Below are 16,216 nucleotides of genomic sequence, written 5' to 3' on the forward strand. Positions count from 1 at the left end.
AATTTTTGCCGTTTACTTTTCCATAAAGCCCCCCTCTCTTTCGGAGAGGGGAATTAAAGGGGTAAGGCTCTTAATTCGTTTTAATCGCTTTCATGGCAGTCATCGCTTGGCGCAAAACCGCTCCAACTTTTTCTACTTGATGCGTTCTGATAGCTTCGTTCACTTCAATTAATTTTCTGTTATCCACACCGCCATCTTTACCTTCATTAAAGTTTTTACCTACTAAATCAGTATCAACTTTTTTCATGAAGTCAGCTAATAATGGTTTACAAGCCTGGTCGAACAAATAGCAACCATATTCTGCAGTATCAGAAATTACACGATTCATCTCAAACAATTTCTTTCTAGCAATGGTATTCGCGATTAGCGGTGCTTCATGTAAAGATTCATAATAAGCAGATTCTGGTTTAATGCCAGCCTGAACCATCGTTTCAAAAGCCAATTCAACACCTGCTCTGATGAAAGCAACCATTAAAGTATAGTTATCAAAATATTCTTGCTCTGAAATCTTCACATCGCCTGCAGGAGTTTTTTCGAATGCAGTTTCGCCAGTTTCGGCTCTCCATTTCAATAAATTTTTATCGCCATTTGCCCAATCTTCCATCATGGTTTTGCTGAACTCACCACTCATGATATCATCCTGATGTTTTTGGAATAAAGGACGCATGATGTCTTTCATTTCCTCAGAAATTTCGAAAGCTTTGATTTTTGCAGGATTACTTAATCTATCCATCATCGCAGTGATACCACCTTGCTTTAAAGCTTCAGTAGTTACTTCTACTCCATATTGAACCAATTTAGAAGCATAACCAGCATCAATTCCTTTTTCTATCATTTTATCAAATGATAAAATAGAACCTGTTTGCAATAAACCACAAAGAATGGTTTGCTCGCCCATTAAATCTGATTTTACCTCAGCAACAAAAGAAGACAATAAAACACCAGCTTTATGCCCGCCTGTACCTACTGCATAAGCTTTTGCTTGCGCTAAACCTTTTCCTTGTGGGTCGTTTTCTGGGTGAACTGCAATTAAAGTGGGAACTCCAAAACCTCTTACATATTCTGCTCTAACTTCAGAACCTGGGCATTTTGGCGCAACCATAATAACAGTAATATCTTTACGGATTTGCATTCCTTCTTCAACAATATTGAAACCATGAGAATAAGAAAGCGTTGCATCTTTTTTCATTAATGGCATCACCGCATTCACAACTGAAGTGTGCTGTTTATCAGGAGTTAGATTGATTAAAATATCAGCTGTTGGAATTAATTCTTCATAAGTACCAACCTTGAAATTGTTTTCGGTAGCATTTTTCCAAGAATCCCTTTTACCTTCTATTGCTTCTTTACGTAAAGTGTAACTTACATCTAAACCGCTATCACGTAAGTTTAAACCTTGATTTAATCCTTGCGCTCCGCAACCAATTATTACTAATTTTTTTCCTTTTAATGCTTCTACTCCATCAGCAAACTCGCTGATATCCATAAATTCACAAACTCCTAATTGGTTTAATTGCTCTCTAAGTGGTAATGTGTTAAAATAGTTTGACATTGTTTTTTGTTAAATCGTTTATAATCTATTGTCCATAGTTTTGGACTTTTACATTGTAAATACTTTTTGTCCTTTGTTTAAATATTCGTTTTCAATTACATCCTCTCCAGGTTCTAATCTTTCAAATTCACGTAGTTTAGCATGAAAGCCATCACTATCTTTAATAATAGCTACTCTTGCACTCCTTACAAATTCTATCAATCCATATTGTTGTAAAACTTCTACTAAAGCATCTGTTTCTTCTCGGTGTCCGGTAGTTTCAAAAACCGTATAATCTTTACGGATAACTACAGCCCTTGCGCCATATTCACGCAGTAAACGTTCCACACTTACATGTTCGGCAATTATATCTGTTGGTACTTTATAAAGTGCCAATTCTTGCCAAATTACATCTTCGTTAGTGTTGAAATATACTTTCAAAACCTCCACTTGCTTTTCTAACTGGCGGGCAACTTTCTTTACTACATCTTCCGTTTCGTTTATCACGATATTGAATCTGTGAATACTTTCAACTTCAGACGGAGAAGTATTCAAACTTTCTACATTTAGCTTTCTCCTGCTAAAGATAATAGCGATTCTGTTTAATAAACCAATTTGGTTTTCGGTATAAACTGTGATGTTATATTCCTTCTTTTCTATATTTGAATCCATTTTAAATCAATTTTTTGTTTCCCTTATGTCATCCCCTTTTAGGGGAATGAGGGGCGGGATGGATTATTTAAGTCTAATTTCTGAAACGCTGCAACCTTGAGGCACCATTGGGAAAACGTTGTTTTCTTTGGTTACCATCACTTCTAAAAGGTATGAGCCTTTATGGTTAAGCATCGTTTCTAAAGCTCCAACTAAGTTTTCTCTTTCTGATACTTTTTGCCCTTCAATGTAATAACCTTTTGCAACGGCTACAAAATCAGGACTAGTGATATCGACAAAAGAATATCTTTTATCGTTAAACAATTCTTGCCATTGGCGTACCATGCCTAAAAATTGATTATTTAAAATCATGATTTTAACATCAATACCACTTTGCATAATGGTGCCTAATTCTTGGATGGTCATTTGGAAACCGCCATCACCAATAACCGCTACTACTGTTTTATCAGGGGCGCCAAATTTAGCGCCGATAGCTGCAGGTAAGGCAAATCCCATCGTTCCTAAACCGCCACTGGTAATATTACTACGAGTATGATTAAATTTAGCGTATCGGCAAGCCACCATTTGGTGCTGACCAACATCAGTAACAATAATGGCATCACCTTTAGTCAAAATATTTAATTGATTGATGACCTCGCCCATGGTTAATTCACCACTTGTTGGGTTACATTCTGCATCAATTACTTGGTCAATTTCTTTTTGTGTAAAATCCCTAAATTTTGCTAACCATTCGTCGTGAGATTTTTCCTCAACTAAAGCAGTTAACAGAGGTAAGGTTTCCTTACAATCGCCCCAAACCGGAACTTCTGCTTTTACATTTTTATCAATTTCAGCAGGGTCAATATCCAAATGGATAACTTTCGCTTGCCTTGCGTATTTGTCTAAACGGCCTGTAACACGGTCATCAAAACGCATCCCAATGGCAATTAAAACATCGCATTCATTGGTTAAAACATTAGGTCCATAATTGCCATGCATACCCAACATTCCAACATTTAAAGGATGGTCGGTAGCAATTGCTCCAGCACCTAAAATAGTCCAAGCAGAAGGTATTCCAGCTTTTTCTACAAAAGCTTGAAACTCTTTTTCTGCATTACCTAATAGAATACCTTGTCCAAATAAAACGAAAGGTTTTTTAGCGCTATTGATTAAAGCAGCAGCCTTTTCAATATAATTTTGACGAACAATTGGATAAGGGCGGTAACTTCTAATGTGCTCACATTTCTGATAAGCTTCAACTTCAACTTTTTGAATTTGAGCATTTTTAGTAATATCAATCAAAACCGGACCTGGGCGACCAGATTTGGCGATATAAAATGCTTTAGCCAAAACTTCAGGGATTTCCGAAGCATCAGTAACCTGATAATTCCATTTGGTGATTGGCGTAGTGATATTAATCACATCAGTTTCTTGAAAAGCATCAGTACCTAAAAGTGAAGCAAAAACTTGCCCTGTAATACACACCATTGGCGTACTGTCAATTTGCGCATCTGCAATTCCGGTAATTAAATTTGTGGCACCTGGTCCGCTAGTTGCAAACACAACTCCAACTCTTCCAGATGAACGAGCATAACCTTGTGCAGCATGTGTTGCGCCTTGCTCATGACGTACTAAAATATGATTTAGCTCTTTTTTGAAATCATAAAGCGCATCATAAATAGGCATAATAGCACCTCCCGGGTAACCGAAAATAGTATCTACACCTTCTTCAATCAAACCTTTTAGCAAAATTTGAGAACCTGATAATTCCTCAGTAGCAACTGATTCTTTTGTTTGTTTATCGTTTATTTCAAGTGTATCCATCACTTATTTATTTTTAAATATTTTTGGGCGTTTTAACACGCTATCCACTTTATCTTTTTTGCCATTTTGCATTATGGCTATAGGCAAAAAAGGATGCCGCTTCTATCGTTAACGCAAAAACTAATCCTCATCAGTAACACAACCTTCCGTTGCATTTTTTACCAGTTTATAATATTTGTACAAAACACCACTTTTTACTTTTGGTCCCGGTTTAATCCAAGCAGCTCTTCTTTTAGCAATTTCTTCCTCACTCACTATTAAATTAATAGTGTTGGTTGTCGCACTTATTTCAATGATGTCATTATCCTCAATAATTCCAATATTTCCACCTTCTACAGCTTCTGGAGTAATGTGTCCAACTACAAAACCATGTGTTCCACCAGAAAAACGACCATCTGTAATCAAAGCAACCGAAGCACCTAAACCTGCGCCATAAATCGCTGAGGTTGGTTTTAACATTTCTGGCATTCCCGGTGCGCCTTTTGGTCCAGAGTTTTTGATAACTACCACATCTCCAGCTTTTACTTTTCCAGATGATATTCCAGCAATCAGTTCAAACTCTCCATCAAAAACACGGGCTGGACCTGTAAATGATTCACCTTCTTTTCCACTGATTTTAGCTACTGAACCTAAAGTTGCAATGTTTCCATAAAGCATTTGTAAATGCCCAGTCGCTTTTATAGGCTTTTCTAACGGACGAATAATATCTTGTTCTTCAAAATCTAAATCTTTAGCTTCAGCAACATTTTCTGCCATTGTTTTACCAGTAACAGTTATACAATCGCCATGAAGCAAACCTTTTTTCAAAAGATATTTCATAATAGCTGGCATACCACCCATGTTATGCACATCTTCCATTAAGTATTTACCGCTTGGTTTTAAATCTGCAATTACAGGGGTTTTATCACTTATATCTTGGAAATCTTTTAATGTTAAACTCAATCCTACAGATTTTGCCATTGCAATTAAGTGCAATACCGCATTGGTAGAACCGCCCAAAACCATTACGATAATCAAAGCATTATGAAATGCTTTTTGGGTCATGATGTCTTTTGGCTTAATGTCTTTTTCTAATAAAATCTTGATGTATTTACCAGCTTCTAAACATTCGTTCTTTTTCTCTTCGCTTAAAGCGGGATAAGAAGAACTATATGGCAAACTCATTCCCATTGCTTCTATTGCAGATGCCATTGTATTTGCAGTGTACATTCCTCCACAAGCACCCGCACCCGGACAAGAGTTTTCAATTACACCTTGATAATCTTCATCAGAAATATTCCCGGCTAGTTTTTTACCTAAAGCTTCAAATGCAGAAACGATATTTAATTCTTCTCCTTTATAATGACCAGGGTGGATGCTTCCGCCGTAAACCATAATACTTGGACGGTTCAATCTTCCCATTGCCATAATAGAACCGGGCATATTTTTATCGCAACCAGGAATTGCAATTAATCCATCATAATAATGTCCAGCGCAAACTGCCTCGATAGAATCTGCAATTAAATCACGAGAAACTAAAGAGTAACGCATCCCTTCCGTCCCGTTTGTTAAGCCATCACTTATGCCAATGGTATTGAAAGTTAATCCGACTAAGTTTTTATTCCAAACCCCTTTTTTAACGATTGCTGCTAAATCATTTAGGTGCATATTACAAGTGTTACCATCATAACCCATACTTGCAATGCCTACCTGAGGTTTTTTTAAGTCTTCAGTAGTTAACCCAATACCGTACAACATAGCTTGAGTAGCCGGTTGGGTTTTATCTTGTGTAAATGTTTTACTGTATTTATTTAATTCCATTTATATAAAAACTTCAAAACTTAATTTATCTAATACTAGACTTTTGTAAACCCTTTGTATGCTTGCGCCGATGCTATCTTGAAATAATAATTGAAATATAGTTTCATCTATTGATTTGATACCTATAATTTCTACAGCAGTTCCACACAGAAATGCAGCATCAGCAGCTTTAAATTCTTCAAGTGAAATATTTTTCTCTATCACCTCTATATCTAATTGATTTGCAATTTGCACCACAGAGTTTCTAGTAATCCCTGCCATTATATTTCCTTTTTGTGGCGTGTAAAGTTTTCCTGCTTTTTCTATAAAGACATTTGCTGAGGTAGATTCGGCAACAAAACCATTCATATCTAGTAAAATAGCTTCATCAAACCCTCTTATTTTAGCTTCGTTAATTGCTAAAACAGAATTCAAATAATTTCCAGTTATTTTAACATCAATTGGTGTTGAATTAGGATTTGGCTTTTCATAAGAAGAAACGCAAGTTTTAAGCAAATCATCTCCATAAAAGCTATTCCATTCCCAAGCAATCATCACCAAATGAGATTTTGCATCACTTACCATATCCATACCCTCATTAGCAAAAACAAGAGGTCTTATGTATGCGTTTTTTAAATTATTTTCCTCTAATAATTGGTAAGCATCTTTAATCAATGTTGTAACGTCCCAATCAAAATCCAGATTTATTTTTTCACAAGATTTTTTTAATCTTTCAAAATGTTCTTTGGCTTTAAAAATCTTTGTTCCATTGGAGGTTGTATAAGATCTTAACCCTTCAAAAGCACCATAACCATATTGTGTAGTTTGGCTTTTAAAGTCGATTATGTTTTCAGTATCATTTATAAATGAACCGTTAAGATATATGATTTTACTTTGTGATATTTTCATTTTAAAAATGGATATCTTTTATATAAAAAACGCCTTCTTTTTGGGAAGGCGTTTAGAAAATATTTAATGTTTTATTTTATACACGCCTTCATATTTTTGCTAATCAGTAGCAAATTAATAATTCTAATAATGGTGACGTTTTGCATTTTTTGGTTTTTTATAATTTGATATACTCAATATAGTGGATGTAATTATATCATCCTATACTTTATAAAATAAATCTCAAAAAAAATATAATTTTATTTATTAAGGATTGACAAAATATAATTTCTTATAATTTTCTTTGTTTGCGCTTATATTTCCAATTATTTAGACTAAACAACGAATTGGTTTTCGGTATACTTTATTATGCTAGCATAGTAATCGTTAGTTTTCTGCCTAAACTTTATGTGACGTTTAAATATTTTGAAAAATAAGTCATAAAAAAACCAGCTTTATGGGCTGGTTCAAAATCTTTTTAATGATGTTTATTATTTTTCTTTTACGCCTTCTGCTAGTACAATAACTTTATTATCAATCACTTCTACAACACCACCTTTAGTATAAAATTTTTGTTCTTTTCCTGCACTTCTAACTATTACTTTACCATCATCTAAAATAGATATAATAGGAGCATGATTGTTTAAAATTTCAAAAGAACCTTGCGCACCTGGTACAGTAACAGAAGTCACTTCACCTTCAAAAACTTTTTTATCTGGCGTTAATATTTCTAAATTCATTATTTCAGTATTGAGTAGTAAGTATTTAGTAATGAGTATTAATCTCAATACGCAATACTTAAATCTAACGTCTTCTAAGCGTTTGCTTCAGCTAATAATTTTTTACCTTTTTCTATAGCTTCTTCAATATTACCAACTAAGTTAAAGGATCCTTCAGGATATTCATCAACCTCACCAGCCATAATCATGTTAAAACCTTTGATAGTATCTTTAATATCAACTAAAACACCTTTTAAACCTGTAAACTGTTCTGCTACGTGGAAAGGTTGAGATAGAAAACGTTGTACCCTTCTAGCTCTAGAAACAGTTAATTTATCTTCTTCAGATAACTCATCCATACCTAAAATGGCAATAATATCTTGTAACTCTTTGTAACGTTGTAAAATTTCTTTAACATTTTGTGCACAATCATAGTGCTCATCTCCAACAACGGCAGGAGATAAAATTCTTGAAGTAGAATCCAAAGGATCTACCGCTGGATAAATACCTAATTCAGCAATTTTACGAGAAAGTACAGTTGTAGCATCTAAGTGAGCAAATGTTGTTGCTGGAGCGGGATCGGTCAAATCATCTGCAGGAACATAAACCGCTTGTACAGATGTAATAGAACCTCTTTTTGTTGAAGTTATACGTTCTTGCATGGTTCCCATTTCTGTTGCCAATGTTGGTTGATAACCTACAGCTGATGGCATACGACCTAGTAGGGCCGAAACCTCTGAACCTGCTTGAGTGAAACGGAAGATATTATCGATAAAGAAAAGAATATCTTTACCTTGTCCGTCTGCTTCCCCATCTCTATAATATTCTGCAATGGTTAACCCAGATAATGCAACCCTAGCTCTAGCACCAGGAGGCTCATTCATTTGACCAAATACAAACGTTGCTTTAGAGTCTTTCAGTTCTTCTTTATCGATTAATGATATATCCCAACCGCCTTCTTCCATAGAATGCTTAAATTTCTCACCATATTTAATAATGCCGGCCTCAATCATTTCACGTAAAAGATCGTTTCCTTCACGGGTACGCTCACCTACACCAGCAAATACTGATAAACCATCGTAAGCTTTAGCTATATTGTTAATTAATTCTTGAATTAATACAGTTTTACCAACCCCAGCACCACCAAATAATCCAATTTTACCACCTTTTGCATAAGGCTCTAATAAGTCGATTACTTTAATACCTGTAAAAAGAATTTCATTTTCTGTAGATAAGTCTTCAAATCTTGGAGGCAAGTTATGGATAGATTTTCCTTCAGATTTATCAACGTTTTCTATACCGTCAATAGCATCACCTACAACATTAAAAACGCGGCCTTTAATAGCTTCACCAACAGGCATTTTAATTGGAAATCCACTGTCTACAACGTCCATTCCTCTTACTAAACCATCTGTAGAATCCATGGCAACAGCCCTTACTCTATCTTCACCTAAATGTTGTTGAACTTCAAGAACTATTTTTTGTCCATTTTCTTTAGTGATAACTAAAGCGTCAAAAATTTTTGGAAGTTTTGCATCTTCTGCTGCAAAACTTACATCGATAACCGGACCAATGATCTGGGCTATTTTTCCAATATTTGGCATATATGAATGGTATTTTATTTAAAATCCTTTGTTTTTAAGCTATTTAAGGCCCTCTAAAAGGAGTGTGCAAAATTACATTTTATAACTCAAATTTCAAATACATAATTATTATTTGTTTTAAAGATTTATTAACTAAATGAATTTTAATTTTTTGTTATAATTTGAAAAGAAGTAATATATTTGCTATGCTTGCATAATAACAAAGCAATTCCTAAATTGCTCTAAACCAATTATTAAACTATTAAATAAATTATAAAATGAGAACTAAAAACATTATTAAATGCTTTTTTGCGCTAATTTTGGCCTTGAATATTGGCTGCAAATCTAATACCAATAGCGATGTAGAGATAGCGCCACAAGCAGGATCAGCAAATTTTACCAGATACATTTCGTTAGGAAACTCATTGACAGCTGGATATGCTGATAATGGTTTATACCTGGCTGGGCAGTTAAATTCTTTCCCATCTATAATTGCTCAACAAATGAAATTGGCAGGAGGAGGGGAATTTTTACAACCTCTATTCAGTACCGCACAAAAAAATGGTTCGGGTTATTTAAAATATGGTGGTTTATCTGCATCCGGATCTCCTAATTTGATTCCTGTAACAACTGATTTAGGTGTTAGAGGAACTACTACTATTCCTGGCTTTGGAAGCGTAACTTTATACACAAAATATACTACAGATATTAACAATTATGGAGTACCAGGAATAAAGCTACGTGACATTAAACTAGCAGTTTACGGAAACGTGAATGGTTTTTACGAACGTTTATTGCCGGGTAATGCTGGAACAAATTCTACTACTTACTTAGATTTTGCTACCGCCAAAGATTTTACTTTTTTTTCTAATTGGTTAGGTAACAATGATGTTTTGGCTTATGCTACTACCGGTGGTGTAGGTGATTTTTTAACTCCAAAAGCTGATTTTAACAATATGTATGCAGAGCTATTAGATAAATTAACTGCTAAAGGAGCAAAAGGAATTGTTGCTACGATACCTGATGTATCTTCAATACCTTATTTTAATACTGTTACCGTTGCGGCTGTTTTAGCAGGCGTGAAAGCACAAGCTCCAACTGTAACTGCCTTATATATAGCCACTAGCACTGGCGCAAGAGCTGCAACTAGTGAGGATTTAATAATTTTACCTTTTCCTACAAGCTTAATTAGTCCGCTTACATTCTATGGATTATCACCTTTAAATCCTATAGAAAGCAAGTATGTTTTAGATAAAGACGAAGTTGCAATTGTAAGGGATTTTGTTGGTAGCTATAATACCAGTATTAAAACATTAGCAAATGCAAAAGGCCTAGCTATTTTTGACGCTTTTGAATATTTAAACACATTGAAAGGAACGGGCAGAATTATAGACGGTGTTACCTTAAATAGCTCTTTCATACAAGGTAAAGTATTTTCTTTAGACGGTGTACATTTGACACCAATGGGCTATGCAGTGGTTGCAAATGAAATGATGACACAAATAAATTTAAAATACGGGTCTACATTGCCTAAAGTAAATTTAGGAAATTATACCTTTTTAAGGTTTAATTAAAATTAATTTTTACCCTAAATCAAAATGGCATTGTTCTTTTTTTTATAAAATGGAAACTTAAAATTTTGTTAGAAATTTTGATTTAATTCATAGAACCATATTACTAAAGTAAACCAAATCAATAACTAAAATAAAAACTAATGAGAAAATTAATACTATTGGGCATGCTAATGCTATGCCTTATATCTTTTGCTTTTAATTCGTTTGCACAAAACGTCAAAGGTAAAGTAACCGCTAAAGATAATAGTCCAATTATTGGAGCAAGTATTGTTTTACAGGGCAAATTTATAGGTACGACAACCAATGTTAAGGGTGAGTTTGCTTTAAATTTAAATTTTGATGGCTCCCCATTGGTATTAGAAATATCTTACCTAGGTTATGAGACGCAAAAGCTAACCCTTAAAGCACCTACATCATCTCTTAATGTTGTGTTAGCAGAAAAGGTTTTTTCTTTTAACGAGATAATAGTTTCTGCCTCTAGAGTGGAAGAGCGAATTTTAGAAGCTCCCGTTACGGTTACTAAAATCACCAGTCAACAATTGTTAAACAGTGGAGGTACAGATTTATATGCTAACTTGAGTAAATACCAAGGAATTGATATTAATAGCTCATCAATGTTGCTAACCTCAGTATCAACAAGGGGTTTTAACAGTCCAAAATCTGAAAGAATTATTCAACTAGCAGATTATGTTGATATTCAAGTACCTAGTTTAAACTTAAATGCTGGTAATATGTTGGGTGTTGCCGAGCTTGATATTAGTAATGTAGAAATTATTCACGGACCTGCTTCAGCACTTTATGGCGCAAATGCATTTAATGGAGTTATTTTAACAAATTCTAAAGATCCATTTTATACAGAAGGACTATCTCTTAAATTAAAAGGTGGTAATAGAAGTTTATTTGACGGCCAAGTTAGGTATGCCAAAAAAATCAACGATAAATTAGCCTTTAAAATTAATGGCTCATACTTTACCGCCGATGATTGGATGGCGGATAATTTTGCACCAAAGCGTATAACTTCAGGTAAAAACTACCAGCCCGGCTCTGGATTTGGATACGATGCTTTAAATAAATATGGAGAAATTACAACTACACAAGCTGGGGTAAGCATAGTACCAAACGAGGTGATTTATACGCCAGGATGGAGCGAAGCTGGTTTAATCGGCGATGATAATAAGACTACATCTTTCCGTATTAATCCAAGCATTTCTTATTTAATTACTGATAAGTTAAAAGCCACTTTAGATTATAAAAGAGCAGGCGGAACAACAACTTACCAGTCTACCAGTAGATATCGTTTAAAGAATTTATATGTAGACCAATTTAAAGCTGAATTGAAATCTGATAATTGGTTTATCCGTGGATTTAGGACAGAAGATAATGGTTCTGATTCTTATGATTTAAGCTTTTTAGGTGCTAGAATGGCTACAACTAACCCTACCACAGTTGGTCAACCTGCATTGCCTGGTGGAGCAACTAGTTACACTGCTTTATTTTTCGGAACCTATGGAGCAGCTTTGCAAGGAGGGCAAACCCCAGTGCAAGCTTATGCAACAGCCGAAGCAACTTGGCCAAAGGAAGGCAGTACTGCTTTTAATGCTTTGAAGAAATATAATGCAGAATTAAACCAGCCAGCAGGCTCTCGTTTGCCTGTTAACTCTATCATGTCTGATGTAAGTGGGCAATATAATTTTAAATTTAAGCCTGTAGATTTAATTGTGGGTGGAGCCTACCGTTCATTTGGTTTAGCCTCTCAAGGTGCAGTTTTTGAAGATGTAGCTGGTGGAGATAGAATTCAAAATTATGAGTACGGTTTTTATAGCCAAGCTGCAAAAACCTTATTTAAAGACGCTTTAAAAATACAGGTTGCTGCCCGTTTAGATAATTTTAAAAACTTTGATTCTAAAGTTTCTCCAAGAGCATCTGCAGTATATACTTTTGGCAATCAAAGAGAAAATAACTTTAGGGCAAGTTATGGTACAGCTTTTAGAAGCCCAACTCAAATTGATCAGTTTATTAAATTAGATATAGGTAGTGCTTTATTATTAGGTAACGTAAGAAATGGTTTTCAGGGATATAATACTACCTTATTAACGCAAGGCAACCCAGCAGTTAATATAGGGGCTGTGGCAGGTGGCTCAACTGCATTTAATTACAATGCAAACAAGTTAGATTTAGAACAAGTAAACACTTTTGAAGTTGGATATAAAACTATTTTAATGGATAAGTTATTTTTTGATGTAGCTTATTACAATAGTAAATATAATAACTTTATTGGAGCGCAACCATTTGTTGGAAATACAGATGGCACACGTCCAAACGCCGGACAATTAGCAGTTGCAGTAGGAGCAGCACCGGGTCCAGACACTCAACTTAGAAATAGATTAAGTGACCCAGCTAGTCCTACCAGAATTATACAAGTTTGGTATAATAATGAGCAAGAAGTTACTACACAAGGTGTAAGTTTAGGGTTAAATTATAACTATAAAAGAGAACTAAATTTTAGTGGTAATTACAGTTATAATAAAATTGGAGACGTACCAACTGGATTCTTAGCATTTTACAATACACCAGAAAATAAATTTAATTTAGGGATAGATGGTGAGCTAAAAAAGAAAATTAGTTATAATGTAAATTACAGATGGCAAGAACGTTTTACTTATGAGTTTCCATTTGATATCGGTCCGATAGATAATATTGGAACTTTAGATGCATCTTTAAGCTATAAATTTGTGAAGCAAAAATCAACTATTCAAATTGGTGGTACCAATTTAACTAACTCTTACAATACACAAATTTGGGGTGGACCGCAATTAGGACGAATGATTTTTGCAGGGATTTTAGTTGATTTGAAGTAAAAAATAGTTTATTGAGTATTTAATAGGTATTAAATAGTTAAATTTTTTATTGTGGTGACACAAATAGAATAATAAAACAAATCATAATCATTTAACTGATCATGATTTGTTTATAGAATGGTGCAAGCTTATTACTTGCGCCATTTTTTTTATATTCAATTTTGAATTTCAATTTATTCTCAAATGTTTTTTACTAATTTTTTAAACAATTTAATTTTATTTGGGATTGAGAAAAAGGAATAAAGCTCATAAACAATAAGCAGATGTATATTAATACATTATTATATAATATTAAAGAATATTCCTATTTAAAAATTATTGTCTCCAATTAAATATAATCTTTGCGATACTCGATAAATAAAGTATTTTCGGACAGATGAAAAAAGTATTGGTAACAGGAAGCAATGGCTTATTAGGACAAAAACTAACGGAAAGAATTTTAAAAGAAAATGATTTTGAGTTAGTTGCTACAGCCAAGGGCGAAAATAGATTTTCTGTAAAAGAAGGATATACTTATGAAGAAATGGATATCCTCGAATATGATAGTTTAGATAATGTTATAGGTAAATTTTTACCAAATGCAGTTATAAATACTGCTGCAATGACTAACGTGGATACTTGTGAGACAGAAAGAGAAGCTTGTTGGGCTTTAAACGTTACTGCTGTAGAAAACCTGATTAAGGTTTGCAAAAAACATGATGTACAACTGATCCATCTTTCTACCGATTTTATTTTTGATGGTTTAGCGGGCCCATATTTGGAAGATGCGTCGCCTTGTCCGGTTTCTTATTATGGAGAATCTAAACTTGCTGCAGAAAATTTATTAAAAAAATCTGATATTAATTGGACAATATTAAGAACGATTATTGTTTATGGGATTGTAAATGATATGAGCAGGAGCAATATCGTTTTATGGGCTAAAGGAGCTTTAGAAAAAGGCAATACTATTAATGTAGTTAACGATCAGTGGCGTATGCCAACCCTAGCTGAAGACTTGGCTGATATTTGTCTTTTAGCAGCCGAGAAGAAAGCACAAGGAATTTTTAATGCTTCTGGAAAAGATATGTTAAGCATAATTGAAATGGTAGAACAAGTTGCTGATTTTTATCAATTAGATAAAACTTTAATTAATCCTATTAGTTCTTCTTCTTTAAACCAAGCTGCAAAAAGACCTGTAAAAACAGGTTTTATTTTAGATAAATCAATTAAGGAATTAGGTTATAATCCCCGTTCTTTTTATGAAGGGATGAAAATTATGCAACAACAAGTAGAAAAATTACAAACCAATTAATTTTATACAAATCAATTATCAATATTATGGCATTAAAAGTTGGCGATAAAGCCCCAGATTTTACACTTTTCAGTTCAGAGTTAAAAGAAGTTTCCTTAAAAGATTTTGCAGGGAAAAAAATAATATTACATTTTTTCCCAATGGCCTTTACAGGTGTTTGTACAACACAACTTTGTACAATGAGAGATAATTTTGGTTTTTATGAGGGATTAGGAGCACAGGTTTTAGGTATTTCAGTAGATTCTCCTTTTACATTGGCCAAATTTAAAGAAGAAAATAATTATCAATTTCCTTTATTATCCGATTTTAATAAAGAGGTTTCACAAGCCTACGGGGCTTTTTATAATGAATTTGTTTTCAATTTGAAAGGTGTTTCTAAAAGAGCGGCATTTGTTATCGATGAAAATCAAAAAATAATCTACGCAGAAGTATTAGAGTCTGCAGGTGATCTTCCTAATTTCAAAGCAATTGACGATATTGTCAAATCATAATTAAAACCTAAAATATGGATGGCTCTTATAGCATCATTTTTATCATTATCGGCAGCATAGTTGCACTTTTTTTTCTGTTATATGTTTTGCCCGTAAACCTTTGGTTTACTGCACAATTATCGGGTGTTAAAATTAACTTACTCAATTTAGTTTTAATGAGATTGAGAAGAGTTCCACCATCTTTGGTTGTTAATGCATTAATTACATCAACAAAGGCTGGCCTTAATCTTACATCAAATGAAATTGAAACACATTACTTAGCAGGAGGACATGTTAACAATGTTATTAAATCGCTCATATCTGCTGATAAAGCAAATATTCCGTTAGATTTTAAATTAGCTACGGCAATAGATTTAGCAGGTAGAGATGTTTTTGAAGCTGTTCAGCTATCGGTAAACCCGAGGGTAATTAATACTCCTCCCGTTGCCGCTGTTGCAAAAGATGGTATACAATTAATAGCAAAAGCAAGGGTAACCGTTAGGGCAAACATTAACCAATTGGTGGGTGGTGCTGGCGAAGAAACAATTTTGGCTAGGGTTGGTGAAGGTATTGTTACTACAATTGGATCTGCAGTTAGCCACAAAGAAGTTTTAGAAAACCCAGATAAAATATCTAAAGTAGTTTTATCAAAAGGATTAGATTCTGGTACCGCTTTCGAAATTTTATCCATAGATATTGCTGATATTGATATTGGTGATAATATTGGTGCGAAATTACAAACAGATCAGGCAGAAGCTGATTTAAAAGTAGCAAATGCAAAAGCAGAAGAGCGTAGAGCATTTGCCGTGGCTTACGAACAGGAGATGAGAGCAAAAGCCCAAGATGCAAGAGCAAAGGTAATTGAGGCAGAATCTCAAATTCCTTTGGCCATTGCCGAATCTTTTAGAAGCGGAAATTTAGGCATTATGGACTATTATAAAATGCAAAATATCCAGGCAGATACAGATATGAGAGAATCTATTTCTAAGCCAACCAACGGAAATAAGGATAAAAAATAGTCGCTTTATTTAATATTATAAAAGCATCC

12 protein-coding genes are annotated in these 16,216 nt (G+C 34.1%); 5 read left to right on the forward strand and 7 right to left on the reverse strand.

The features are described 5' to 3' along the window. Positions 1-70: 70 nt before the first annotated feature. The 7 genes from ilvC to atpD form a co-directional block, all read right to left on the reverse strand. Positions 71-1,552 (reverse strand): ketol-acid reductoisomerase, encoded by a 1,482-nt coding sequence (ilvC, locus tag A5893_RS06015; RefSeq protein ID WP_068821650.1) that lies wholly within the window; start codon positions 1,550-1,552, stop codon positions 71-73. A 48-nt stretch (positions 1,553-1,600) separates the two neighbouring features. Then, positions 1,601-2,203: an acetolactate synthase small subunit gene (gene ilvN, locus A5893_RS06020; RefSeq protein WP_068821651.1), complete on the reverse strand. Its 603-nt coding sequence runs from the start codon at positions 2,201-2,203 to the stop codon at positions 1,601-1,603. A 63-nt stretch (positions 2,204-2,266) separates the two neighbouring features. Beyond that, a complete protein-coding gene (gene ilvB, locus A5893_RS06025; protein ID WP_068821652.1) occupies positions 2,267-4,006 on the reverse strand; it encodes a biosynthetic-type acetolactate synthase large subunit in 1,740 nt (579 codons plus the stop codon). Positions 4,007-4,126: 120 nt separating this feature from the next. Continuing rightward, positions 4,127-5,806 (reverse strand): dihydroxy-acid dehydratase, encoded by a 1,680-nt coding sequence (gene ilvD, locus A5893_RS06030; RefSeq protein ID WP_068821653.1) that lies wholly within the window; start codon positions 5,804-5,806, stop codon positions 4,127-4,129. Next, positions 5,807-6,694 (reverse strand): aminotransferase class IV, encoded by an 888-nt coding sequence (locus A5893_RS06035; protein ID WP_068821654.1) that lies wholly within the window; start codon positions 6,692-6,694, stop codon positions 5,807-5,809. It abuts the gene before it with no gap. 470 nt (positions 6,695-7,164) lie between these two features. Continuing rightward, positions 7,165-7,413 (reverse strand): ATP synthase F1 subunit epsilon, encoded by a 249-nt coding sequence (gene atpC / locus A5893_RS06040; RefSeq protein ID WP_068821655.1) that lies wholly within the window; start codon positions 7,411-7,413, stop codon positions 7,165-7,167. Positions 7,414-7,487: 74 nt separating this feature from the next. Next, positions 7,488-8,996, reverse strand: a complete 1,509-nt coding sequence (gene atpD / locus A5893_RS06045) for a F0F1 ATP synthase subunit beta (protein WP_068821656.1) — start codon at positions 8,994-8,996, stop codon at positions 7,488-7,490. Positions 8,997-9,253: 257 nt separating this feature from the next. On the opposite strand from atpD, the gene A5893_RS06050 reads away from it, so the two are divergent. From A5893_RS06050 to floA, 5 genes are all read left to right on the forward strand, one after another. Then, positions 9,254-10,549 (forward strand): SGNH/GDSL hydrolase family protein, encoded by a 1,296-nt coding sequence (locus A5893_RS06050; protein WP_068821657.1) that lies wholly within the window; start codon positions 9,254-9,256, stop codon positions 10,547-10,549. A 140-nt stretch (positions 10,550-10,689) separates the two neighbouring features. After that, positions 10,690-13,407: a TonB-dependent receptor gene (locus A5893_RS06055; protein ID WP_082911352.1), complete on the forward strand. Its 2,718-nt coding sequence runs from the start codon at positions 10,690-10,692 to the stop codon at positions 13,405-13,407. A 376-nt stretch (positions 13,408-13,783) separates the two neighbouring features. Continuing rightward, complete coding sequence (locus A5893_RS06060; protein ID WP_068821659.1) at positions 13,784-14,698, forward strand: SDR family oxidoreductase; 915 nt, start codon at positions 13,784-13,786, stop codon at positions 14,696-14,698. Positions 14,699-14,724: 26 nt separating this feature from the next. Next, the gene (locus A5893_RS06065; RefSeq protein WP_068821660.1) at positions 14,725-15,189 is read left to right on the forward strand and encodes a redoxin domain-containing protein; all 465 of its coding nucleotides are present in this window, start codon (positions 14,725-14,727) and stop codon (positions 15,187-15,189) included. Between the two features lie 14 nt (positions 15,190-15,203). Continuing rightward, on the forward strand, positions 15,204-16,187 hold the full coding sequence (gene floA, locus A5893_RS06070; RefSeq protein WP_068821661.1) for a flotillin-like protein FloA: 984 nt from the start codon (positions 15,204-15,206) through the stop codon (positions 16,185-16,187). Positions 16,188-16,216 lie beyond the last annotated feature (29 nt).

It is taken from the genome of Pedobacter psychrophilus (assembly GCF_001652725.1).
Taxonomy (GTDB): Bacteria; Bacteroidota; Bacteroidia; order Sphingobacteriales; family Sphingobacteriaceae; genus Pseudopedobacter; species Pseudopedobacter psychrophilus.

Coding starts and splice junctions, on each gene's coding strand:
- atpC (WP_068821655.1), bottom strand. CDS start 7,413: ATGAATTTAGAAATATTAACGCCAGATAAAAAAGTTTTTGAAGGTGAA.
- ilvB (WP_068821652.1), bottom strand. CDS start 4,006: ATGGATACACTTGAAATAAACGATAAACAAACAAAAGAATCAGTTGCT.
- ilvC (WP_068821650.1), bottom strand. CDS start 1,552: ATGTCAAACTATTTTAACACATTACCACTTAGAGAGCAATTAAACCAA.
- A5893_RS06055 (WP_082911352.1), top strand. CDS start 10,690: ATGAGAAAATTAATACTATTGGGCATGCTAATGCTATGCCTTATATCT.
- A5893_RS06050 (WP_068821657.1), top strand. CDS start 9,254: ATGAGAACTAAAAACATTATTAAATGCTTTTTTGCGCTAATTTTGGCC.
- A5893_RS06065 (WP_068821660.1), top strand. CDS start 14,725: ATGGCATTAAAAGTTGGCGATAAAGCCCCAGATTTTACACTTTTCAGT.
- atpD (WP_068821656.1), bottom strand. CDS start 8,996: ATGCCAAATATTGGAAAAATAGCCCAGATCATTGGTCCGGTTATCGAT.
- floA (WP_068821661.1), top strand. CDS start 15,204: ATGGATGGCTCTTATAGCATCATTTTTATCATTATCGGCAGCATAGTT.
- ilvD (WP_068821653.1), bottom strand. CDS start 5,806: ATGGAATTAAATAAATACAGTAAAACATTTACACAAGATAAAACCCAA.
- A5893_RS06035 (WP_068821654.1), bottom strand. CDS start 6,694: ATGAAAATATCACAAAGTAAAATCATATATCTTAACGGTTCATTTATA.
- A5893_RS06060 (WP_068821659.1), top strand. CDS start 13,784: ATGAAAAAAGTATTGGTAACAGGAAGCAATGGCTTATTAGGACAAAAA.
- ilvN (WP_068821651.1), bottom strand. CDS start 2,203: ATGGATTCAAATATAGAAAAGAAGGAATATAACATCACAGTTTATACC.